This window comes from Paenibacillus selenitireducens, assembly GCF_002021565.1.
GTDB classification, from domain to species: domain Bacteria; phylum Bacillota; class Bacilli; order Paenibacillales; family Paenibacillaceae; genus Paenibacillus_K; species Paenibacillus_K selenitireducens.
The window spans coordinates 390452-413167 of record NZ_MSZX01000001.1 but is presented as its reverse complement, the minus strand read 5'-3'; the positions used below and the strand labels follow the sequence as shown (position 1 = coordinate 413167).

The following is a 22716-nucleotide window of genomic DNA, read 5'->3' as shown; positions in this document are numbered from 1 at the left end:
CTCCTCACAATGGTATTTTTTAGGGTAAGTACCATGTACCTTTTCTCATTATATCAATAATGTGGAATGAAATAGTACTCTTTCGCACAACAAGTGAGGAATAAGCTAACGTATAACGTTACTGTATAAATTGAATGATCTTCGCAGCAGCATTCCGCCCTTGGCGAACACAATCAGGGACCTCAACCCCCTCATACCCCGAACCTGCAACTTCAATTCCCGGCAGCTCCACAGCCATCTCTTCCCTTAAGCGCTCAAGCGCATTCAAGTGACCCACAGGATATTGAGGCATGGAATCCTTTAATCTTGTAATTTCCGTCAATACGGGCGCAGCCTCAATTCCTAATACTTCCCTTAAATCTTTACGAACCAATTCTATCATCTGTTCATCTGGCAAATCCACATTGTGCTCGTCACCCTCACGTCCGACATAGAGGCGAAGCATAACTTTCCCCTCCGGTGTCGTATGAGGCCACTTGTTAGATGTCCACGTACAGGCCGTAATATTTCGTTTCTCTTTCCGTGGGACCAGAAATCCTGAGCCTTCCAGCGGTTGAGGGATGTCAGCCGCATCGAACCCCATCACGATGTTCGCCACCGAAATATAATGCACATGATCCAACATCCGTGTACTAACATAAGGTTCTAACCATGGAGAAGCAACGTACGTCGGAGTCGTCAAGATCACCGCTGCTGCTGACAACACTTTACCGCTATCTAACACGATTTGATACGTATTGCGTGCTTCTGCATCCTCTAGTGACTTTTCGACACGTTCAATGGCAGTTACACAAGTATTTTGTATCAAATTCACTTGGGGATGCAGGTAATGCACTAACGAATGAGCTATCGATTGCATGCCTTGGCGAAAGGTTAGCCTTTTGCTAGTCTGAACGTCATCTGACGGACCGGATAAATCCAAAGGACCTCTTGTCCCTGCTATTGATTTCATCCCACGGATTAGGCTGCCATGCGTCTTCTCGATCTCACCGAATTGCGGGAAGGTTGCCTGAAGACTAAGCTTGTACGTATCACCGGCATAGATGCCCGTAAGCAGCGGTTCCGCAATATTTTCCAACACCTCTTGACCGAGTCTGCGTTCTAGAAATGACCCAACAGATTCATCATAATCATCCATCCGCTTGGGGATGAAGAGATCCATGCCAGCTCGCAATTTCCCCGGAAAAGATAACAGATTTGTCTTGAATAACGGCTTGATATGTGTCGGGATCCCGAGCGAGATTCCTTGGGGTAACTTTTGAAGTTCCCCACGATGCAAAATATACGTGCGATCGAGGTCTGAACTTGCGGCGACTAGCTCGTCTTCTAGATCCAAATCCGAAATAAGCTCCATCATCGATTCATTTGGGGCATGGAAAGAGTCAGGACCTTTCTCGATAACAAAGCCGTCTTTATGTAATGTCATGAATTGTCCGCCAAAATGTTGATCTCGTTCAATAACCGAAATCGTCAGGTCCATCCCTTGCTCAACACTAAATTTATGCAAATAAAAAGCGGAACTAAGTCCGCTTATGCCTCCACCAATGACAACAACGTGACGAGACGCTGTGTCCACCATGGGTGGTCACTTCCTTTCAAGTTGTTGATTTACCACATCCGCAAGGGTATCGATATAGAGCGGATCGGTATTCAGCGATGCTGTACGTTCCAAATGTATATCTAACTCACGTGCTAACGCTTGCGCTTCAATATCCAAATCATAGAGTACTTCCAAATGATCGGATACAAAGCCAACGGGTGCGACAAGCACCTGCTTCACTTGTTCTTCAGCCACTACTGTACGTAATGTATCCAAAATATCCGGACCTAACCAAGGAACCGATGTCTGTCCTGCGCTCTGCCATGAAAATTGCCACTGGCTTAAGCCTACACGGTCAGCGATTGCACGGGATGTTTCGAGCAATTGGTCTGGATAGGGATCGTTTAATTCTAATATTCGAGCTGGCAAACTATGCGCACTGAAAAGGACACGGACTTGGTCTCGTACCGTTTCAATCGGTCCAAATTTCGACAATGCGTCCTGAACTCGGTTCACAAGGGCTTCAATCAACTTCGGATGTACGTGATAATCCTTCACAAAAGACATCGACAAGTCAAGCTCATCTGCCTTCGCTTGCGCCCGTTGTATGTAACCGCCGACGCTCATCACTGAATAATGTGGGGCAAGTACGACGCCAATCGCTTGTGATATTCCATCCTTCGCCATCTGCTCAACGCCTTCTTCAATTAAAGGGTGGGCATGCTTCAACCCTTGATAACAGACAAACTCAAGTTCGTCATGGCCATATTGACGGTTTAATGTCTCTTCCAGCGCTGCTACTTGACGGTTCGTATTCTCGCGCAGCGGGAAGAATCCCCCTACGATTTGTTCATAGCGGGACGTCAACTCCTCAAGCTGTTCCGCTGTTGGCGGGTGTCCCCGCCGAATATGTGTATAATAAGCTTCCACTTGATCTAAACTTTCAGGCGTACCATAAGACATCACCAATACGCCGATTTTTGACTTCGACATGTTCAATATTCCTCTTTTCTACCGCGTTCTTCTCGCTTGAATTGCATCCCGCGAGTACATATGAATATAGTCCGTTAAATGCTTCAAAGTATCCAGGGATGCCTCTGGGAATAATCCATGGCCCAAGTTAAAGATATAGCCGGGTTGTTCAATCCCCTCATCAATCAATTGTCTTGCACGCTCTTCAAGTAAAGGCAATGGGGCCGTCAGCAGGAATGGATCCAAGTTTCCTTGAACCGCAAATTTATCGCCAATACGACGTCTTCCTTCTGTAATGGAGACGCGCCAATCCAGACCGATCACATCGGCTTGCAAATGCTGCAAAGTAGGTAACAATTCACCCGAGCTTACGCCTGGGAAATAGATTTTAGGAACATCTACTGATTGTAATTCAGCAAAAATACGTTGAATCGTCGGCAGCACATATTTCTTGAAATCTTGCGGAGCCAGTGCCCCGACCCAGCTGTCAAACACTTGAAACGCTTTCGCTCCGTTCGCGACATGAGCCTTTAAATAGGTTATCACCATATCGCCCAGCTTGTCCATTAACGCGAACCATACGTCCGGAGCGCTGTACATCATTTGTTTGGTTAGACGATAGTTCCTAGAAGGACGGCCTTCAATTAAATAGCTAGCAATCGTAAACGGTGCACCGGCAAAGGTAATCAGCGGCACTTCAAGCTCACGATCAAGAATGCGAATCGTCTCCAAGACATGCGACAAGTCCCCTTCGACATCGATGGGACGCAATTTCGCTACATCTTCCGATGAACGAATCGGGTTATGTATGACAGGACCGACATTGGCTACAATATCAAAATCAATACCAATAGAAGCGACGGGATTCATAATGTCCGAATATAGAATGGCAGCATCTACGCCCAACTTCCGAACAGGCATCAATGTGACTTCTGCAGCCAACTCAGGCTGTTTGCAGATTTCGAGCAGGCTATAGTTTTCTTTAATTTTACGGTACTCCGGATCATAACGTCCTGCTTGACGCATGTACCACACGGGCAATTGATCTACCTCTTGCTTGCGACTTGCCCGTAAAAACCGATCATTCTTTATCATCCATGATGCTCCATTCTATCGAAAATTCAATACTTTTATTATGCCCTTTTTCATAAGGGGTCTCAACCTGTGGTGTTCCCTTTCAATGACAATTCAATGACAAAAGTTACATACCCGAATTCGAAATACCCCGTGTGCTATAATTTACATGTACAGCATGAAAGGAGTGTCAGGTGCAATGCAGCAGTGGAAAATAAACATCGTTGTGCTATGGATCGGGCAATTCTTCGTGAACGCCGGCATGACTATGATTATTCCCTTTTTGTCGTTATATCTCAAACAAGATTTAGGACTCACAGATACACACAAGATTGGTGTATGGGCTGGACTTATTTTTGCAGCCAACTTCTTAACCTCATTTATCTTCCAACCGATTTGGGGTAAATTCGCCGACAAATACGGACGGAAAATGATGCTTCTCAGATCCGGCTTCGGGATGGCCATCGTGATGGTCCTCATGGGCTTTGCTCAAACCCCGCTCCAGCTCTTGCTTCTTCGCTTGCTGAACGGTACGATTTCAGGGTTCAATCCCGCAGCCATATCGCTAGCAGCTTCGGCGACACCGAAGAAGAGCATAGGATTCGCTATGGGGACACTGCAATCGGGACAAGTAGCAGGAACCATCCTAGGTCCCTTTATTGGCGGACTTCTTGCCGACAGTGTCGGGTATCGTCCCATCTTTTACATAACCGGGGCACTGCTCTTTCTCGCCTCGCTCTTCGCAACATTCTTGATTAAAGAAAACTTTAATCGGGAAGAAGCGAATAAGAAACCGGATATTTCCGTCATCGCTGGTTTTATCCAATTAAGCAAATTCAAACCCCTCATGGCGCTATTCACAGTTACCTTCTTACTGCAATTTGCGATGATGGGGCCCATGCCGCTTATGCCTTTATATGTTCAGGAACTACACGGTTCGACCGTCAATCTCGCCTTCTGGGCAGGGTTTGTCAGCTCCATTACGGGGATCTCGAATATGGTTGCCTCACCGCTGCTTGGGAAGCTTAGCGACCGGATCGGCTCCAACGGCATCCTGCTCGTCTGCTTATTAGGGGCAGCTGTTATGCTGATTCCGCAAGCATTTGTCAGCACCGTATGGCAATTGATCGTCTTCCGCTTTTTACTCGGCATGTTCATGGGCGGACTTTTGCCTTCCGTCAACTCGCTGATCCGGAAGTTCACACCGGACGGGATGGAGAGTCGGGCATACAGCTTCAATAGCAGTACGCTCGCGCTAGGGAATATGCTAGGACCCATTGTGGCTGGTGCACTATCCGGCAATATCGGCATCCAAGGGATCTTTATCGTCTCGGGCATCCTGCTCCTCTTTAATGTGTTATGGGTGTGGACCACGCTTTATCGCAAATCGCGAGGTTCGAAGACTTCATCGACAACATGAACCAAATCGAAGTATATCCATGAACAAAAAGGCTATCCCTCGTCAGTCAACAAGATTGACGTTCAGGATAGCCTTTCGATTTCAAGATATTATTGTTTGGTTAAGATAATAGGGCCATCTGCGGTAATCGCAATCGTATGCTCGTACTGAGCAGATAAGCTGCCGTCTCTCGTGCGCGCTGTCCAACCATCCGAATCCAGCTTGCTTCTCCAGTCTCCGATGTTCAACATTGGCTCGATCGTGAACACCATACCTTCTTTTAACCGCGTACCGCGACCGGCTGGTCCATAGTGAAGAACTTGTGGCTCTTCATGCATGATCTGACCTATGCCGTGCCCGATAAATTCACGAACAACTGCTAAATTCGCTGCTTCTGCATGAGTCTGAATGGCGTTGGCAATATCCCCTAAGCGATTGCCAATCACGGATTGCTCAATGCCTTTATAGAGGGATTCTTTGGTTACACGCATAAGCTTGTCCGCTTCCTCCGAAACCGTTCCCACGCCATAAGACCATGCGGAATCCGCCAGCCATCCGTCCAAATTAACAACCATATCTATGGTCACGATATCTCCGTCTTTCAACGGCTCGGGTTTAGGAAATCCATGACAGATCACATCATTCACCGAAGCACATGTCGCATAAGGATAACCGTTATATCCCTTCTGCTCAGGCGTAGCCCCATGGTCTCGGATAAATTTTTCTGCAAATTGATCAATTTCTTGCGATGTAATGCCTGGGCGAATCATTTTGGCGATCTCGCGATGACATGCTGCCAAGATTTCTCCTGCCGCCTGCATCTTCGCAATTTGTTCTTTTGTCTTAATTGTAATCATCTCACGCGCCTCCTGTCTCTATATAGTGTATTGAAAAAGCGTTCGTTTAGCAAATGAACCTGCAGCCCACGCTTACTTAACCATAGCGATCGCCAGACCGTCATATGCCGGAAGCATCGTGCTCATAAGCCTTGGATCTTGTGCAATTTTCTCATTAAATAAGCGCACCGCCTGAACAGAAGGGCCGTTCTTACTCGGGTCTGTCGTTCTGCCTCGCAGCAAGGTATTGTCTCCTACGATTAATGCTCCTGGATTCGATAAGGTGATGGCATATTCTAAGTAATTGAGATAATTACCTTTATCCGCATCTATAAAGAAGAAATCAAATTTCTGCCCTTCTTCTTCCAACTGCTTCAAGCTATCCATGGCATCCCCAATACGATACGTAACTTGTTCGCCGTAACCTGCAACTTGAACATGGCGTTCCGCTATGGCTGCAAATTCTTCCTTCAGCTCGAGGGAAACCAGCTCTCCATCCGAATCAAGTCCACGCGCTAAGCATATGCCGCTGTATCCGCCTAATGCCCCTATTTCTAGAATCCGCTTCGCCCGGCTGGTCTTAACGAGGATCGTCAGCAGCCTTCCATATCCCGGCGCAATTGAAATTTCAGGCATCCCCGCTTCTCGTATTCCTGCCATCACTTGCTCAAGCATCGGATCTTCGCGATAAAGTGCATCCATATATTGTTCATCTGATTGAATCAATTCCATACCTCCTATGTATCCCAACCCGATTTCTCGTTTGTAACGATGGTTATTTTAGCCTATACTGAATTGTATCAGAAAATGCTATAGGGTGTGAATGAACAATGCGTCAGTACCAGTTAATCGCAACGGCACCGATGGGTCTTGAAGCGGTCGTTGCAAGGGAATTAAAAGATTTAGGCTATGATGATGTAAAGGTGGAGAACGGACGTGTCCTCTTCCAGGGCGACCTTATCGATATATGCCGCACCAATCTTTGGCTTCGGACAAGCGATCGCGTGCTGATCAAGATGGGTGAATTCAAAGCGACAACCTTTGATGAATTATTCGAAGGAACAAAAGCATTAGATTGGCCAGAATGGATTCCGGAAGACGGTGAGTTCCCGGTTGAGGGACGTTCCCATAAATCGCAATTAAGCAGCGTACCAGCTTGCCAGGGCATCGTGAAGAAGGCCGTCGTTGAGAAAATGAAAATGGAATACGGTACCGAATGGTTTCATGAAGACGGACCTCGTTATGTCATTGAAGTGATCTTGCTAAATGATATCGCGCTTCTTACCTTAGATACAACGGGACCAGGCCTGCACAAACGCGGATATCGCAAAGTTGCGACAGAAGCGCCGCTCAAAGAGACGATGGCTGCCGCACTGGTGCTCTTAAGCCGTTGGAATGTTGAACGCCCGCTCTACGATCCATTCTGCGGTTCGGGGACCATTCCAATCGAAGCCGCAATGATCGGTTGGAACATTGCACCAGGGTTACGCCGCACGTTCAACTCCGAGGGTTGGCCTGTCATTTCGGAGGATCTCTGGCAGGAAGCTAGAGAGGAAGCCTTCGATTTATTGCGCGATGATGTCCCACTCCAGATCATGGGCTCGGATAACGATCGTGAAGCCATTGATATTGCTTACGGATCAGCGAAAGCGGCTGGATTAGGCAAAGAAATCGAATTCCGTACCTTGCCAGTTGCCAAAATAGATCCGCAAGGTGATTATGGCTGCATTATTACCAACCCTCCTTACGGGGAGCGGCTCGGCGAACGTGATGATGCCGAGAAAGTCATGCGACAGCTCGGCTTTGTGTCTCGCAAATTACCGAATTGGTCCTTCTTTGCGATTTGTCCGAACAAACAGTTCGAACATTATTTCGGACGTCCAGCAGACAAACGTCGCAAGCTGTTCAATGGTCGAATCGAATGCCAGTATTATCAATATCTTGGACAGCTTCCGCCGCGTAAACCGCGTTCTGAATAAAGATACATCCTATACCGCCTTCATGTGCTTGTTCTTAAAGCACGTGAAGGCGGTTTTTTTTCAATAAAATGATGAAATCCAGATGTTTACAACGGTTGAAATGCCCCTGTTTACGTTTATAATGATAAAGGTGCAATTGGGTTTACATTTTATTCATAAACTTGTATGAAAGGAGCTGTCTCATGTTATGAATACACCTTTTCCTACGGCTCCTCGAGTCAAAAGGATTCCCCTTCATCTGATATCACGTCTTCCCTATGCCGAATGTATGCTGTTTATCGTCTTAATTGTATATAAATTATATTTATTTGATCGATTTATAGCCGTCCCGCTTGTACATATGGACAAATGGGATTATGTCATTGGCATAGGTTCGATTATGCTCTGTTCATTCTGGGTGTGGCTTTTGCCCAAACGTGGCCGATGGGTCAGCTTATTCCTTCTCAATCTATTGCTAAGTACGGTCTTCTACGCCGATTTAGTCTATTATCGCTATTTCCAGGATTTCATTTCGATCCCTGTTCTTCTTCAAGCCGGACAAGTTAGCTCCTTGGGAGACAGCATCGCATCCTTAATCACCTGGAAGGACATCCTCTTCTTCGTGGATCTTCTTCTCCTGATGCCGATTACGATACTCGTATGGATACGCGTAGGTCGACAGAAGCAACGCCTTCGCCCGCTGGAGCGGCAGCATGGTGTTCGTTGGAGGAAAGCCATCCTTCGCATTCTGCTCAGTGCGATGATATTCACGTTGGGCTGTGTTCTCACGTTCATGCCTATTAAGCAAGCAACAAATACGTGGGCAAAAGGCATTTTCGCCGGGAACTGGTGGAATGTCTCGCTCTATAATGTGACAGGACTAATTGGGTTTCACGGGTATGATATCAACCGATACGCACAAGAGAACTGGTTCTCCAACAACATGCTTTCTGCGGAAGAAGAAGCTGAAGTGAAACAATGGTTCGATGCGAAGCATCAACAAACGGATACCAAAAATGATCTGTTCGGTGCCTATAAAGGGAAAAACATCATCGTCATCCAGGCGGAAGCCTTTCAGAATTTCATGATACATCAGAAGATTAACGGTGTGGAAATTACGCCGAATCTGAACAAGCTGATCCAAGAAAGCATGTATTTCAGCAACTTTTATCATCAGACCGGTCAGGGACGTACATCGGATGCCGATTTCTCATCCCATTCTTCGCTGCACCCCTTGCCTACCGGTTCTGTATTTATCCGCTATCCCAATCATACGTATGATATGCTGCCACAGATCTTAAAGGATAACGGTTATGCGACAGGTGTCTACCACGCCTATGACGCTAGCTTCTGGAATCGCTATATCATGTATAATCATATGGGCTATGATAAGTTCTACAGCAAGAAAGATTTCACCATAGACGAGCCTCTCGGCTGGTCGCTCGGAGATACGTCTTTCTTCCGTCAATCGTTAGCATATATGGAGAAGACGGCACAGCCGTTCTATTCGTTTTTGATCACGCTGTCCAGCCACCATCCTTATCAACTCCCTGCAAGCTATCAGAAGCTTGATGTGGGTGAATTCAAGGGGACGATTTTCGGAGATTATCTGGAATCCGTCCATTACGTGGATGCATCGCTTGGAACCATGATTGAGCAGATGATAGCGGATGGTCTATGGGACAATACGATCCTTGCGTTCTATGGCGATCATGATAATTCGATTCGAGATAAAGCCGTGATGGAGCAGTTCCTGGGAACCCCCATAAACGATTTGAAATTCGAACAAATCATGAATCAAGTTCCTATGCTGATTCATCTACCGGATGGCAAACATGCAGCAACAATAGATCGCGTTGGCGGACAACTGGACATGACGCCTTCCCTGTTGTATCTGCTCGGCATACCAACGGATACGAGTTATATGATGGGGAACAATTTATTTACGGAGGATGAGAAGCTCGTTGTGCTGCGCAGCGGTGCGTTCACTGACGGCAAAGTCTATTATATTCCTTCAGCTGATGGGTTGTTCAAGAATGGAACATGCTATGATGCCGCAACCGGAGAGAAACAGAATGTCTCTTTGTGTCAGGCCAAAGCGGATCAAGCAAAGAAGCAGCTTGAAATATCTGACAAAACCATCACCTACGATTTAATTCGCAAATTTAGAGAAACCCCATAACGACACCAAATCCCCTTGTTAGATTGGTCTGGACTCCTTACTCCAGCATCCATTCTTGCAAGGGGATTTTGATATGTCGATTCTTTATTTGCTTTTTAACTGCATTTTATGTTCCTTTAAGGTTCTTGTTATACGATTACCCATAACATCTTTATCTCAACGAGGGGGCTGACATGATGACTCGCAGAACCAAATGGATCGTTACATTCGTATTATTCTGTGCGATTGCAATACCTATGACAACCTATGCTACGAACACATATTCCGAGCAGCCTTCAGCAAATCGTATTCATGAGATTGATGGCGGCATTAATCTGGATCTTTCTGCGCTATCCGCGCTGCTCGGCATTGACGCTGATGATATAGCTGCTGCTCTTCAACAAGGGCAGAGCATCAACGAGCTTGCTCACAATCATCATATCAATTTACAGCAAGTCATTGATTCGCAAGTGGCTAAATTCGTTGATCGGTTGGAGTCATTACGTGATGCAAGCAAAATTACGGATGACCAATATGAGAAACTCAAATCACGGTTTACCGACCAGTTAACCTACTACATGTCGATGCTCTCTGGCGCCGAAGAACCAAAAAGCCCGAACCCACCGAAGAAAATATCGGTAGATCCGGGCCAATTACATCATTTGTAATCGATGTTATTCAACCACATAACTTGCTGAAGGCCGAAGGAAAATGCCGTGAAGCCCTTCATTCGTCGCTTCCATCACCCATGCCTTGGCATCTTGCTCGATAGCTGGAAAGGTATCGTAATGAACGGGGATGACGGCTTTGGCCCCAATCCACTCAGCTGCAAGGAGTGCTTCCTGTGGCCCCATCGTAAATACATCCCCGATCGGGACAGCTGCCACATCAATGCGATGCTCACCAATAAGCTTCAGGTCACTGAAAAGCGCAGTATCTCCTGCATGATAGAACGTTTTACCGTTCATCGTGAGTAAGATCCCCCCAGCCAAACCTCCATAAATTACACCGTTATCGGTTTCCAGACTAGAACTATGCATAGCTTGCGTGAATTTTACAGTACCAAACGGGAAAGTGTGACTCCCACCCGTGTTCATCGCAAATACCTTAGCACCCTGACTTCCAAAATATTGACAAATTTCGAAATTCGCAATGATCGGACAATCGTTCTGTAAAGCGATTTCTAAGGCATCCGCGGTATGATCCGAATGTCCGTGCGTTAGCAACACAGCGTCCACTTGAATATCACAAACATCCACGTTGGCAAGCGGGTTGCCATGGATGAAAGGATCAATAATAACTTTGTAATGATCTGAAGATACGATGAAGCAAGAATGACCTATAAACTGGAGTTCCATAATTTGAACGATCCCTCCTGCTACCTAGAAGTTAATATGATCTGGATCTGGACCAACACGTTGATCCTTGTTCATCGCGTCAATACGCTGCATATCCTCGACAGAAAGCTCAAAATCAAAGATATCTCCATTTTGTGCTATGCGCTCCCGATTAACCGACTTCGGAATGGTAATGACACCATGCTGAAGATCCCAACGCAGAATCACCTGGGAGACCGATTTGCCATATTTCGCAGCGATATCATTCAATGTTGGATCCTCAAATAATTTACCTTGCATCAATGGGCTCCATGCTTCCATGACGATCTGATGACTCTTACAGAATGCAAGCAGTTCACGTTGAGCCAGCAATGGATGATACTCCACTTGGTTTACAACAGGAACAACACTTCCGGATTCAAGAATATCGTTCAAATGATGGATGTGGAAGTTGCTTACCCCGATAGCACGAACACGTCCATCACTGTACAGCTTCTCAAGAGCTCGCCACGTATCTATGTATTTACCTTTTACAGGCCAATGTATCAAATATAAATCAATGTAATCCAAGCCTAGCTTATTACGGCTTTCTTCAAAAGCTTGCAATGTAGATTCGTAGCCTTGATCGCTGTTCCATACCTTCGTCGTTACGAATAGTTCTTCTCTTGCAATTCCGCTCTCTGCAATCCCTTGCCCAACGCCAGCTTCATTCTTGTATACAGCTGCCGTATCAATGCTGCGATAGCCTAATTCGATGGCACTCTTCACAGCTGACGCAACTTCTTGTCCGTCTTCTGCCTTCCATACACCTAGTCCTAGCCATGGCATTTCCACGCCATTATTGAGCTTCACTCGATCCGCAATGTGCTTCACACTTAGATCCTCCCTTGATTTCATGTTCAACTTACAATGTCAGTAAGCGATACCTTCATCATAGCACAAATGATACGCGCACAAAAATAAACCACCTGATCAAGGGAGACCCTTGCGATCAAGTGGTTCGTGACCTACAACATCATTAATCAGCAGATAATTTGTTCAGACGCGACATCTCTTCACCAAGCAGCTCTTGAGCGAACTCCACAGGTTGTTGATTGGCACCTGTTTCATTAAGAACGGCTGTATCTACGGCATTTTGCGCACGCTCTAACGCCGTATGCGCCTGTTCAACCGACTGATCCGTCGGATGACTTAGCGCTTGGGAAACCGCATGGCGAAGCTTATCGATCGAATTCTGGGCTTGCGTCAGCGGGGTTTGCTCGTTCATTGAAGAATCTTTACGTGACATCCTCAGTCCTCCTTGATGACATATCGACCTTAGGATAAACGAAAAGATGCGGAACTATCCGCACCTTTCATTACTTCACATATTTACTTGCCTTTTCTAGTGCTTCTTCTTCGGTAGGCGCGGTTATATATCGACCATTAATAAAAATAAATACCCGTTTTCCGCAAGGACCGCAATAAGACTTGCAGCCCACTTTGATCTCCGCGTTTGGATCTAAATTTTGAACTTTCGGTAAAAAGGTCTTGAGCTTTGTGTGCTTGCATTTATCACAAATGCGAATGTCGTTCGCCATTATTCATTCCTCTTTCTAGTGATCCCCGTGATTGCCTTTAGATGGATTGGTTATGATAAACCCTTCTTCAGGAAAATATAAATAATCGATCTTTACGCCATCTAACATCGGTTCGTCTGATTGCAAAATGACCGAGATTTCTTTGTCGGTTTCTACAACCGTATCTGTTTCTTTGGGCTTGTCCAAATCCATGCCATAGTGAGCATGCGACCCATGAGAATGCGTAACAAATACGCGCAGCATAAGCTCCGGTTTATTTTCTTTTTGCAGTTCTTCTTTTATTTTTTTCGCAGCATTGCGTGTAATTTTGCAGTTCATTGCCTTCACTCCTATATCGTTGAAATGTTATCCCTTTATTGTAAAGAATCAATTCGGGTAAATCAACACCTAGCGATGTTACATATAGAAAAGCCGCAGGCAGTGACTCCCAGCGGCTTTTGGCTCCGATCTAATTGCATCTAACTCTAACTCCGTAATGCTTCCGTTAATAGACCTGCAACGTCTTGATATATCTCACGAAAATCCTGCAGCGGTAATGGATTCCGGCCTTGACCTACTTCAATCGTGAACCCCGGTTTCCGAAATTCTTGAATGAACCAATCCTTATACCCTGCGTCACTGCCAGAGAGTTTCACTGAACGGTAACCACTCGCTTGTGCGAATCGACGTGCGATTTCTTCGGAAACAGAGGGTTCATAATCCCGATAATTCCAGTAGATCTCTTCCCCTTGGGAATGCAAGGAAACGACCATATCAAAATTGTGCGCGCGGGTAAATTCCGCCAAAGTTGCCGCCTCGGGTTCTGTCAGCGGGGCTTCCGACGAGTAATCTCGTGGCCCTGGTCCCTTCTTCCCCCGACGTTCTCGCTCTTCCTCCCAATGGGCTGGAAATTGATCATTCAAGTCTACGCCCCGAATGTTCGCCTTCCAACGAGCAAATTGAAAGGAACCACCATTCCATTGCAATAACAATCGGTAATACGGATGCCTTGGGGAAATTCCTTCTTGGGCAAGCTCTACCCCGTCAGGATTCACCATGGGCACAACCCAGAGCGAATTGCAATTATAACAATCCTGTGGATCCATCCCATTCCATGAAGTTCCAGAACGATATGCCTTCGCGTATTGCTCCATATATTTCATGAGAATCGGGGAGGTAATCCACTCATTGGCGTGCACAGCACCATTAAAGTGAATTTCACGCTCACCTGTACCGATGCGCAGCGCAATAATAGGTTTGCCCATGACGCTGTAACCAATAATGTATTGTCGAATGAATGGATACCGTTCACATAGCCTTTCGGCGTCCTCCATTAATTGAACAGGCCCATACTCTGCATCCGTTCGCACAATTTCACCGCTTGTCGTCAGCGGAATGACAAGGCTCTGTGCGATTTTGAGACTGCGGGGATCCACGGACGGATTCGCATTCAACAGAATTTGGATCGGAACGTTGAATCGTCTGGCAATTTCATAGAATGTATCTCCTTCTTGAATCATATACACGTGATCCGGACGATACGGAATATAAATCACTTGTCCAGCAATTAAATAAGGTGCCTCTTGAATCTGTGGATTTGCCATGTGAAGCGATGACGCATGAATGCCATATCGAGCTGCAATACGCAGCCATGTATCGCCCTGCTGGACTACATACGGAAAAGCCATTGCCCATCCTCCTAGCATATCTCTATAGATAACCTAACTCTATGTATATGATAGATTTATGCTTATTATGTCCTTCAGCAGCCCCTATATAGAAAAACCAGAACCATCTCCGTTAGGGGAGCCTGTCTCTGGTTGTTTCATTTCTTGTATGTTGTACGATCCTATAATTACAGGAAACTCGGCACTTGCCAAACAACTGGCGCAGATGCTAAATGTTCTTTCAGCCAATCCTGTGCAATCTGTTGGAAAATCCGCGGTTCTCCGCTGCAAAAAAAATGATGTACAGGTTCTTCGTCAGCTTTGGCGAGTTGCCCGTATTGATGAAGAATGGTGCTAATCTCCCGGGCGGTCTCATCCGCCGAGCTGATCAGCTTCACTCGCGGTCCCATAACTTCCGATATCGGATCCATTAAGAACGGATAATGTGTACACCCAAGAATCAAGCAATCAATCGGTTTCGAGCGCAAATGCCTTAGCGTCTCGCGAACCGTATCCCGCGTAATTTCATCGCGGAACATCCCTTTTTCGACTAAAGGCACAAATTGAGGGCATGCCTCACTAATCACTTCAATATGAGGTGATATTTCTCTCAGCGCTTGCGGATACGCACCGCTCCGTATCGTACCTTCGGTACCAATAACGCCGATAAACCCGGTTTCTGTAGCATTAATCGCGGCTCTGGCTCCAGGATGAATGACACCGACAACAGGCACGTTAACCATCGCACGAATGTCCTCAAGCGCAACTGCCGTTGCCGTATTACAAGCAATAACGATCATTTTAGGTTGAAATTGAATTAAATATTCCACGATTTGCTGGGTAAACAACGTAACTTCTTCCGACGAACGCGGTCCATAAGGTGCGCGGGCAGTGTCTCCGAAATATATAATTTTCTCCCGTGGAAGCTGCCTCATAACTTCTTTAACTACCGTTAATCCTCCCACACCTGAATCTAGTATAGCGATTGCTTGCTGCACGAACACACGCTTCCTTCTTGTAGAATGTCAGTTCTACTAATAGAATATGAATCTAGCGGCCAAAACGTACCACTTTAAGAACTAATAAATCTTAACTGAATTTTCGGAGGGGTTCAAGATCGCGGTGCCAATCCCTAACATTTCCCATTACGATATAACCCCGCGGATTTAGCTTGTTTCAATCCTTGGTCTAGTGAATTGCTCCACCGGTTCGCCTATCTTGAAGAAAAGAACAGAATTGGGCGAAACGTACGTTTAGTTGAATCCACGGAACCGATGGATTATGATAAAGATGTATACCCATCACTGGACTAACTCGTTAATATGGAAAATTGCGAGATTTACTGATGAGATATTATCTTATGCACGTCATGCTGACTATGACGATGTGTTCTTGATCGATTCGGCTCTATTCCTTCAGTCTCTAACGCTTGAACATTTGATTGCAGCACGATAAACCCATCGTTTCCGAAAAATTCTGAACGCAATGGACACGAAGAAGGACCCCATGACCCTCCAATTCCTGCATCGCGGCATTTCCTTTGCGCCCATTCCAAATATATCGTTCTCGTTCTGGGAGAAGATCGCCATTTCTGTATCCTGCGAATCAGGTTGGTAAAATTTAAACCGTTCAAATTTGAAATTCGCGTGAAACTTTTCATCTGCTGCAACGTCTATTGTTAAAGTTCTATTATTTTATGCACAAGAAAGGGGCTCACGCACCATGAGAGAATCAACATCGATGTCTCAAGCGCAGCTTGCCAGCCGTAGAGCACGTCGGCAACCAACGCGTAAACGCAAAACCTTTGGCCGAGCCATTAAAAATATTATCATTCTCCTATTCATCGTCTTGTTAGCAGGTGGAGGATGGCTCTATCTAACACCGTCTGGAACGAATGTCCGCATGCTCCTTGCCGATACACTAATTACGACGCAGCATCGCGTATGGGCCAAATATATTATCGGAGAAGAAGCGCTCAAGCAGCGTATCGCTGAATATAACCAGAAGTTCAATTCTTACGGCGATGAGAAGGATAACCACCAAATCACAGCACCATCGGAGAAAGCGAAAGATCTCGTGGAGATCAAACCGGTAAGCGGTGCAGGCTTCAGTGGTTATCTGATGATTGTTAATGATCCTTCAAAAATACGGATCGGCGTTCCGAATCATGTCGGACGCGGTGAGCGAGTCTCCAGCATGGTCGAACGGACTGGGGCGATTGCCGGCGTTAACGCAGGCGGTTTCGCTGACCCGAATTGGCAAGGTAACGGGTTCCAACCGATAGGTCTCGTCATCGCGAATGGTGAAATCTATTATGACGGCGGCATCAACAACAAGAAAAAAACGCAAATTGTTGGGCTTGATAAGACGGGTAAGATGGTCGCGGGGAACTATACCATTCCCCAGCTTAAAGAAATGGGTGTAAGAGAAGCCGTAACGTTCCAACCGCGAATTATCGTGAATGGAAAAGGGCTGGTAAAAAATGCGGCAGACGGTTGGGGAATTGCTCCTCGTACCGTGATGGGTCAACGCGCAGATGGCGCCATCCTGTTCCTTGTCATTGATGGACGCCAGACCCATAGTATCGGAGCCAACCTCTATGACTGTCAGAACATTATGCTAGAGAACGGCGCTGTGATCGCCGCGAATTTGGATGGCGGTTCCTCGACGGTGCTCGTCAAGGATCATCAGATCGTGAATTCCCCGGCTAGTAAAAGTGGTGAGCGATATTTACCAACCGCTTTCCTTGTATTTAACGATCCGGAGGCCGTTCAAATTCCGAACATTTGGAAAGGACTTGATCCTAACAAGATCGACCCATCTAAACGGTAAAACACGATGCAATAAAAGATTAAATTGTCAATGTGATAATTTACAGACAACATCCGCAGGAATCATTAATATACTAGATTAACGGTGCCCTCCAAACGTACATCGATTGGAGGGCATTTTGTGTAAATACCAGTCGGTTTAACATGAAAACATGTTGCTCACCTGAAAATAACTGGTAAAATTAGAAATGAAAATCTTATTCTTGAAGGGAGTAATAGGATGGTTACTTTACCCAAATTAAATGATCTAGGATTTTTTGAAATCAGGCTAGAATCCATTGGCGGTCTCGGCGCGAACTTGGCTGGGAAAATGCTGGCGGAAGCCGGAGTTACAGGCGTCGGTCTCAACGGCGTAAGCTTCTCATCCTATGGATCAGAAAAGAAAGGCTCACCAGTTAAAGCCCACATCCGGTTCTGCGACAATGAAACAAATATTCGAGATAACTCCCCCGTGGAACGACCGCATGTCGTTGGTATTTTCCATGAATCCTTATCTAAAACCGTAAACGTTATCAGTGGCATCTACGAGGACAGTCTAGTACTTGTAAATTCGAATAAAACACCAGAAGAATTAAAAGAGAAAATGAAATTACTTGGCGGTACCATGGCGGTCGTCGACGCAACAGGGATTTCACTGGAAGAGAAAAACCGTACGAATATGGCCATGCTCGGCGCTTTGTTCCGCCTCTGTGACTTCTTGGATCCCGAATCCATGAAAAGCGTCATTCGCAAGTCCTTGGAGAAGAAATATCCCCAAGCGGTTGCACCTGCACTCAAGACGTTTGAGCGTGGATATAACGAAGTGACTTTCCAAACCTTCGGGTTGCCTGAGGGGCAACAGATGCCCACTTTCGTGCGCCAAGATACCCCTGTGCTGGGCTATGCAACCCAACCTATGGGCGGTGTCATTACCAACCCAGGTAACAGTATTCTGAAAGACTTAAGTATTTCGCGTGCTGGAATGATGCCGCACTTCGCAGACGATAAATGCATCCATTGCGCCGCGTGCGATAATGTATGTCCTGATTTTTGTTTTGTATGGGAAGAGCAGCCGGATAAGAAAGGCCGCCCGCAAATGTTCTTGCAAGGGATTGACTATCAATACTGTAAAGGCTGCCTCAAATGTGTGAGAGCATGCCCTACAGATGCTTTGAGCAGTGCCAGAGAAGAAGACGGTTATGCAGATGAGCACCGTACACCCCATCGTTTTGAACTTGCGTAAATCTATTACAAAGCTGAAAGGTGGAATCGACATTGGCGATTGATATCAAAAAAGAACAAATAGGGCAAGCCAAAATAGAACAGCGTGTCGTCTATGAATCCGGGAATGAAATGGCGGCATATGCTGCACACCAGATCAATTATCACATCATGGGTTACTTCCCAATCTCCCCTTCGACAGAAGTGGCTCAGTTCCTCGATTTAATGAAGTCCAACGGGCAGCATGATATCGTACTTATCCCTGCGGACGGAGAGCATGGCTCGGCTGGGGTATGTTATGGTGCTTCCACAGCGGGAGGGCGCGTATTTAACGCAACCAGTGCGAACGGTTATCTCTACATGATCGAGCAAATGCCCGTACAATCAGGTACTCGCTTCCCGATGGTCATGAACCTCGTCTGCCGCTCAGTGTCGGGTCCTCTCGACATCCATGGGGATCATTCTGATCTCTATTATGCCTTAAATACGGGATGGCCTATTCTAATGTGCCGTGATCCACAAGCTGTCTATGATATGAATATTATGGCATTGAAGCTCGCTGAAGATAGCGAAGTCCGCTTGCCCGTGCTCGTGGCATCCGATGGATATTTTACATCCCATCAAAAACGTAAAGTGCAAACCTTCGCGAAGCGTGAAGATGTTCATGATTTCGTCGGCGCTCAACCGCCCGCAGGTTATCCACATACGCTGGATCGCAACAATCCGATTACAGTTGGTCCTTATATGAATGAACCGGATTACATCAACAACTGCTACCAGCAATCTGTTGCTATGTATAACGCGGAGCATGTATATGATCGAATCCGTAAGGAATATGCCGACTTAACAGGCCGAGATTACCCGATTCTGGATCTATACCGGATGGAAGATGCCGAAGTGGCCGTGTTCTTAATGAACTCTGCATCCGAATTGATCAAAGATGTCGTCGACCAGCTTCGCAGTCAAGGCATCAAAGCCGGATCCATTGCCCCGAATATGATTCGTCCATTCCCGCAGCAAGCGATTGCTGAAGCCTTAAAGAACGTCAAGGCGGTTACGGTAGGTGACCGAGCCGATTCTTATGGCGGTCATGGCGGCAATATGGTAAATGAGGTCAAGGCTGCGCTCTTCACGCACGGCAACCGGGATACGTTAGTCATCAGCCGGATTTATGGCCTCGGCGGCAAGGACTTCTACGCGGAAGACGGTCATAATCTCTTCCAATTCGCAATTGACGCAATGAACAAAGGGAAAGTCGACGTTCCTTTCGACTATTACGGGCATACGCCAGGCGATGCTGCCAAAGCGCCTAAACGCGTGCTCAAGCCTATGAATTTCGAAGATTTAAAGACAGGCCTCATTACTGTAAAAAAAGACGAAGAAACAGGCAAATTAAGCGTGCGCATTCCTCCGCTTCGCTCTCTAACGAAGAAGCCGAAGCGCATTGCTCCAGGCCATGGCGCATGTCCAGGATGCGGTATTTTCTCAGGCCTAGAGTTATTCTTCAAGGGGATTGAAGGCGACATCGTGGCCTTATTCCACACCGGTTGTGCCATGGTTGTTACAACGGGCTATCCGTACTCCTCGCACAAGGCGACGTACATTCATAATTTATTCCAGAATGGCGCAGCAACCCTATCCGGTGTCGTAGAAATGTTCTGGGAACGGAAGCGCAGAGGCGAACTGGATCATTTGAATTTACCGGACGATTTCACATTCGTCATGATCACAGGTGACGGCGGTATGGATATTGGTATGGGGCCAGCCATCGGTGCAGCGCTTCGCAATCATAAGATGATTATTCTCGAGTACGATAATGAAGGATACATGAATACTGGAGCTCAGCTCTCATACTCCACACCAATCGGCCATCGGACATCGACTTCTAATGTAGGTTCGGTCCGTGCAGGTAAGGTATTCCATCATAAAGACACAGCTCAAATCATGGCCGCGACACATATTCCCTATGTGTTCACAGGCTCTGAAGCGTTCCCGCAAGACTTGGTGAAGAAAGCGGCGAAAGCCCAGTATTACGCGCAGAACGAAGGACTTGTCTATGGCAAAATTCTTATTGCTTGTCCGTTAAACTGGTTGTCCGAGGATGAGATGGGTACGGATATCGTGAATGCAGCCGTAGATTCTTGCTTCTTCCCTCTCTATGAAGTAGAGCGTGGGATCACGTCAATTACCTACAACCCGGAAGAGAAGAACAAAAAAGTTCCGCTCGTGGATTGGCTCAAAACGATGGGTAAAACCAAACATATGACCAAACCCGAACATGTCGATGCGCTTCAATCCTTCGAACAGGAAGTAGAACGACGCTGGAATATGATTAAAGCCAAACACGAGAATCCTTACCTGTAAAAGAATCGAATTAGATCACGTAGAGTCATGCTGTGAAGGAGGTCGTACCCGTGCCGTTTGTCTTACAACATGCGGAGTCGAATCAAATCTTTAGCTGCTCATTAATCAATGGTTATGATCTTCCTTATTACGGTGTGAAGTCTTGGGAGGATGAAGATACGGCAAACGCCGAGCTTCCCTCCTTCCTCATCGCGCAACATATCGACATGGACAACCCTTGGAAGCTCATTGAGTTGGAGGAACATATCCTCAAATTGTGTAATGTCAAAGCCAAAAATGACTCGCATTATCTAATCTTCCTCGATGCGAGCGGCCGTCCTTATGCTACACGGGATTCATCATAACATGGAGAAAGCGCAGCAGATCACCAGATGATCGCTGCGCTTTTTTATGTGAAGTCTCTTTAGGAGACAGATTATTTGGCGACTTCCTCGAACTCTTCTTCAAATACTTGGCAGTCTTCTGTCGCCGAAACTTGGGCTATCGCATCATCGTCTTGATGACGTCTCGATTGACGCCAAGCGCGTAAATCATTCACTTTACCTTTTGCCGCATCAACTAAATTGGATGTTGTTTCGCCCACTTGCTTGATGGCAGTTTGGGTTTTCTCTCCAACTTGTTGAGCACCTTCCTTAATATCTTGACGCAATTCACGACCCGATTTTGGCGCTAACAATAATGCTGTCACCGAACCTACCGCAGCACCTACCAAGGCACCTATTAAAAAGCTTTTTCTTTTGTCCGACATGTTCATCGCTCCTTCATTCATTATCCTTCTTAACTCTCGTTGGGTTTCGTAGAACGCGGATCAACAGGATGGCGAACGATCTGCCATTTCTCCCATAACCCTAATCCGATATCCACCAAATCGAACACATCTCCTATGCGGTCTGTATTATTCGCATGAGCTCGATTTACGTGAGTAACGGCTGACTCCGTTAACGCATTCGTTACGGAAGTGATGGAGGAAGTTACATATTGTACGGTCTCTCCGGCTTCACGAATGGAACTGCAGAATGGCTCTATGGCTGACAGTTGACGTTCTAGGATATTGGCCGTTTTCTTGAAATCTTGAAGAAATGCAGTCAATTCCTTGCGCAATGCGTCGGTTTCCTTCTGCAGCTGAAGCAGCGATATTCTTGCTTGTTTCACGGTTGTATTCACCGTAAGCAATACGACAATCGCCACGATAACCAGTATTGCAAAAGTAACAGCGATGGCAACAACACTCCATTCGATCATTTTGCTCTCACCTCGTTTGATCTGCTCTAGACGAATGCCCATTTTCTAATGACAGTATAAGAAGACTGGGCTCGTCTTGACACAGCGGACAGACTAAATTTCACAAAAAAATTTTAGAGACATCAAAAAACCGGAAGAAGCCAGCGCTCTTCCGGTTTTGCTCACGACATGGAAACGTTAAATTACTTGAACTTCTTCCAATCCATCTTCGTGTTCTCCAACAAGTATTCAAAATCATTATCTCGACGCTTCTGTTCAGCCTTCCGTGCGTCTTCCTCTGCTTTTCGTTGTTCCAATTTACGGTTCACTTCATCCTGCTTCAAGGCATCAGCTTGTGCTTTTAACTTCTCCAACACGTCCGGATTTAATAAATCCTTCAACGTTGCCGGCGTATCTTTGACGGCCACGGGTGCCGGTTTTGTTTGTTTATTTTTCTTCGCCATATTCGTCACCTCTACCCAACTCGTATGATCATGATCTCCCTTCTATTATAGCAGGGTTTGTGACAAAAAAATATTTACACCCCAATTACAATCTGTTAATCTCGCGCGAACAAGCCATTGCCATAATAAGGTA

At 46.2% G+C, this 22716-nt stretch carries 23 protein-coding genes; 8 read left to right on the top strand and 15 right to left on the bottom strand.

What is annotated here, in order from left to right; genetic code table 11:
* Positions 1-118: 118 nt before the first annotated feature.
* Genes hemG through hemE form a run of 3 tightly spaced genes read right to left on the bottom strand, consistent with a single transcriptional unit; the run spans position 119 to position 3607 of the window.
* Positions 119-1579, bottom strand: coding sequence for a protoporphyrinogen oxidase (hemG, locus tag BVG16_RS01845; RefSeq protein ID WP_078496829.1), 1461 nt, complete (start codon positions 1577-1579; stop codon positions 119-121).
* 6 nt (positions 1580-1585) lie between these two features.
* The gene (gene hemH / locus BVG16_RS01840) at positions 1586-2533 is read right to left on the bottom strand and encodes a ferrochelatase (RefSeq protein ID WP_078496828.1); all 948 of its coding nucleotides are present in this window, start codon (positions 2531-2533) and stop codon (positions 1586-1588) included.
* 18 nt (positions 2534-2551) lie between these two features.
* Positions 2552-3607 carry a uroporphyrinogen decarboxylase gene (gene hemE, locus BVG16_RS01835; protein ID WP_078496827.1) on the bottom strand — a complete coding sequence of 352 codons (1056 nt, stop codon included), beginning with the start codon at positions 3605-3607 and terminating at the stop codon, positions 2552-2554.
* 178 nt (positions 3608-3785) lie between these two features.
* Between hemE and BVG16_RS01830 the strand changes: the two genes are divergently transcribed.
* On the top strand, positions 3786-5006 hold the full coding sequence (locus BVG16_RS01830) for an MFS transporter (RefSeq protein WP_078496826.1): 1221 nt from the start codon (positions 3786-3788) through the stop codon (positions 5004-5006).
* 89 nt (positions 5007-5095) lie between these two features.
* Here BVG16_RS01830 and map read toward each other — a convergent pair whose 3' ends face one another.
* On the bottom strand, positions 5096-5842 hold the full coding sequence (gene map / locus BVG16_RS01825) for a type I methionyl aminopeptidase (RefSeq protein WP_078496825.1): 747 nt from the start codon (positions 5840-5842) through the stop codon (positions 5096-5098).
* A 72-nt stretch (positions 5843-5914) separates the two neighbouring features.
* Positions 5915-6553, bottom strand: coding sequence for an O-methyltransferase (locus BVG16_RS01820; RefSeq protein ID WP_078496824.1), 639 nt, complete (start codon positions 6551-6553; stop codon positions 5915-5917).
* A gap of 98 nt (positions 6554-6651) precedes the next feature.
* Between BVG16_RS01820 and BVG16_RS01815 the strand changes: the two genes are divergently transcribed.
* The 3 genes from BVG16_RS01815 (at position 6652) to BVG16_RS01805 (ending at position 10608) form a co-directional block, all read left to right on the top strand.
* Positions 6652-7800, top strand: coding sequence for a THUMP domain-containing class I SAM-dependent RNA methyltransferase (locus tag BVG16_RS01815; protein WP_078496823.1), 1149 nt, complete (start codon positions 6652-6654; stop codon positions 7798-7800).
* A 187-nt stretch (positions 7801-7987) separates the two neighbouring features.
* Positions 7988-9961, top strand: a complete 1974-nt coding sequence (locus BVG16_RS01810) for an LTA synthase family protein (RefSeq protein WP_078496822.1) — start codon at positions 7988-7990, stop codon at positions 9959-9961.
* Between the two features lie 173 nt (positions 9962-10134).
* Entirely contained in the window at positions 10135-10608 is a 474-nt protein-coding gene (locus BVG16_RS01805; protein WP_144027264.1) for a hypothetical protein, read from the top strand.
* Between the two features lie 6 nt (positions 10609-10614).
* On the opposite strand, the gene BVG16_RS01800 is transcribed toward BVG16_RS01805, so the two are convergent.
* The 7 genes from BVG16_RS01800 to racE all read right to left on the bottom strand — a co-directional run bounded on the left by BVG16_RS01800 (position 10615) and on the right by racE (position 15501).
* Positions 10615-11298: a metal-dependent hydrolase gene (locus BVG16_RS01800; protein ID WP_078496820.1), complete on the bottom strand. Its 684-nt coding sequence runs from the start codon at positions 11296-11298 to the stop codon at positions 10615-10617.
* Between the two features lie 24 nt (positions 11299-11322).
* Positions 11323-12174 carry an aldo/keto reductase gene (locus tag BVG16_RS01795; protein WP_078496819.1) on the bottom strand — a complete coding sequence of 284 codons (852 nt, stop codon included), beginning with the start codon at positions 12172-12174 and terminating at the stop codon, positions 11323-11325.
* A 121-nt stretch (positions 12175-12295) separates the two neighbouring features.
* A complete protein-coding gene (locus BVG16_RS01790) occupies positions 12296-12565 on the bottom strand; it encodes a hypothetical protein (protein WP_078496818.1) in 270 nt (89 codons plus the stop codon).
* A gap of 70 nt (positions 12566-12635) precedes the next feature.
* Complete coding sequence (locus BVG16_RS01785) at positions 12636-12857, bottom strand: DUF1450 domain-containing protein (protein WP_078496817.1); 222 nt, start codon at positions 12855-12857, stop codon at positions 12636-12638.
* Positions 12858-12872: 15 nt separating this feature from the next.
* Positions 12873-13175 carry a HesB/IscA family protein gene (locus BVG16_RS01780; RefSeq protein WP_078496816.1) on the bottom strand — a complete coding sequence of 101 codons (303 nt, stop codon included), beginning with the start codon at positions 13173-13175 and terminating at the stop codon, positions 12873-12875.
* A 146-nt stretch (positions 13176-13321) separates the two neighbouring features.
* Entirely contained in the window at positions 13322-14524 is a 1203-nt protein-coding gene (locus BVG16_RS01775) for a M14 family metallopeptidase (RefSeq protein WP_078496815.1), read from the bottom strand.
* Between the two features lie 167 nt (positions 14525-14691).
* On the bottom strand, positions 14692-15501 hold the full coding sequence (gene racE, locus BVG16_RS01770) for a glutamate racemase (RefSeq protein WP_078497256.1): 810 nt from the start codon (positions 15499-15501) through the stop codon (positions 14692-14694).
* A gap of 724 nt (positions 15502-16225) precedes the next feature.
* Here racE and BVG16_RS01765 point away from each other — a divergent pair.
* From BVG16_RS01765 to BVG16_RS01750, 4 genes are all read left to right on the top strand, one after another.
* Entirely contained in the window at positions 16226-17335 is a 1110-nt protein-coding gene (locus tag BVG16_RS01765) for a phosphodiester glycosidase family protein (RefSeq protein WP_144027263.1), read from the top strand.
* A gap of 219 nt (positions 17336-17554) precedes the next feature.
* Positions 17555-18556 carry a 2-oxoacid:acceptor oxidoreductase family protein gene (locus tag BVG16_RS01760; protein ID WP_078496814.1) on the top strand — a complete coding sequence of 334 codons (1002 nt, stop codon included), beginning with the start codon at positions 17555-17557 and terminating at the stop codon, positions 18554-18556.
* Positions 18557-18588: 32 nt separating this feature from the next.
* Complete coding sequence (locus BVG16_RS01755) at positions 18589-20898, top strand: thiamine pyrophosphate-dependent enzyme (protein WP_078496813.1); 2310 nt, start codon at positions 18589-18591, stop codon at positions 20896-20898.
* Between the two features lie 50 nt (positions 20899-20948).
* Positions 20949-21242, top strand: coding sequence for a hypothetical protein (locus BVG16_RS01750; RefSeq protein ID WP_078496812.1), 294 nt, complete (start codon positions 20949-20951; stop codon positions 21240-21242).
* A gap of 71 nt (positions 21243-21313) precedes the next feature.
* Here BVG16_RS01750 and BVG16_RS01745 read toward each other — a convergent pair whose 3' ends face one another.
* The 3 genes from BVG16_RS01745 to BVG16_RS01735 all read right to left on the bottom strand — a co-directional run bounded on the left by BVG16_RS01745 (position 21314) and on the right by BVG16_RS01735 (position 22583).
* Positions 21314-21646: a YtxH domain-containing protein gene (locus tag BVG16_RS01745; RefSeq protein WP_144027262.1), complete on the bottom strand. Its 333-nt coding sequence runs from the start codon at positions 21644-21646 to the stop codon at positions 21314-21316.
* Between the two features lie 29 nt (positions 21647-21675).
* The gene (locus BVG16_RS01740) at positions 21676-22140 is read right to left on the bottom strand and encodes a DUF948 domain-containing protein (RefSeq protein WP_158081599.1); all 465 of its coding nucleotides are present in this window, start codon (positions 22138-22140) and stop codon (positions 21676-21678) included.
* A 182-nt stretch (positions 22141-22322) separates the two neighbouring features.
* A complete protein-coding gene (locus BVG16_RS01735) occupies positions 22323-22583 on the bottom strand; it encodes a YqkE family protein (protein WP_078496810.1) in 261 nt (86 codons plus the stop codon).
* Positions 22584-22716 lie beyond the last annotated feature (133 nt).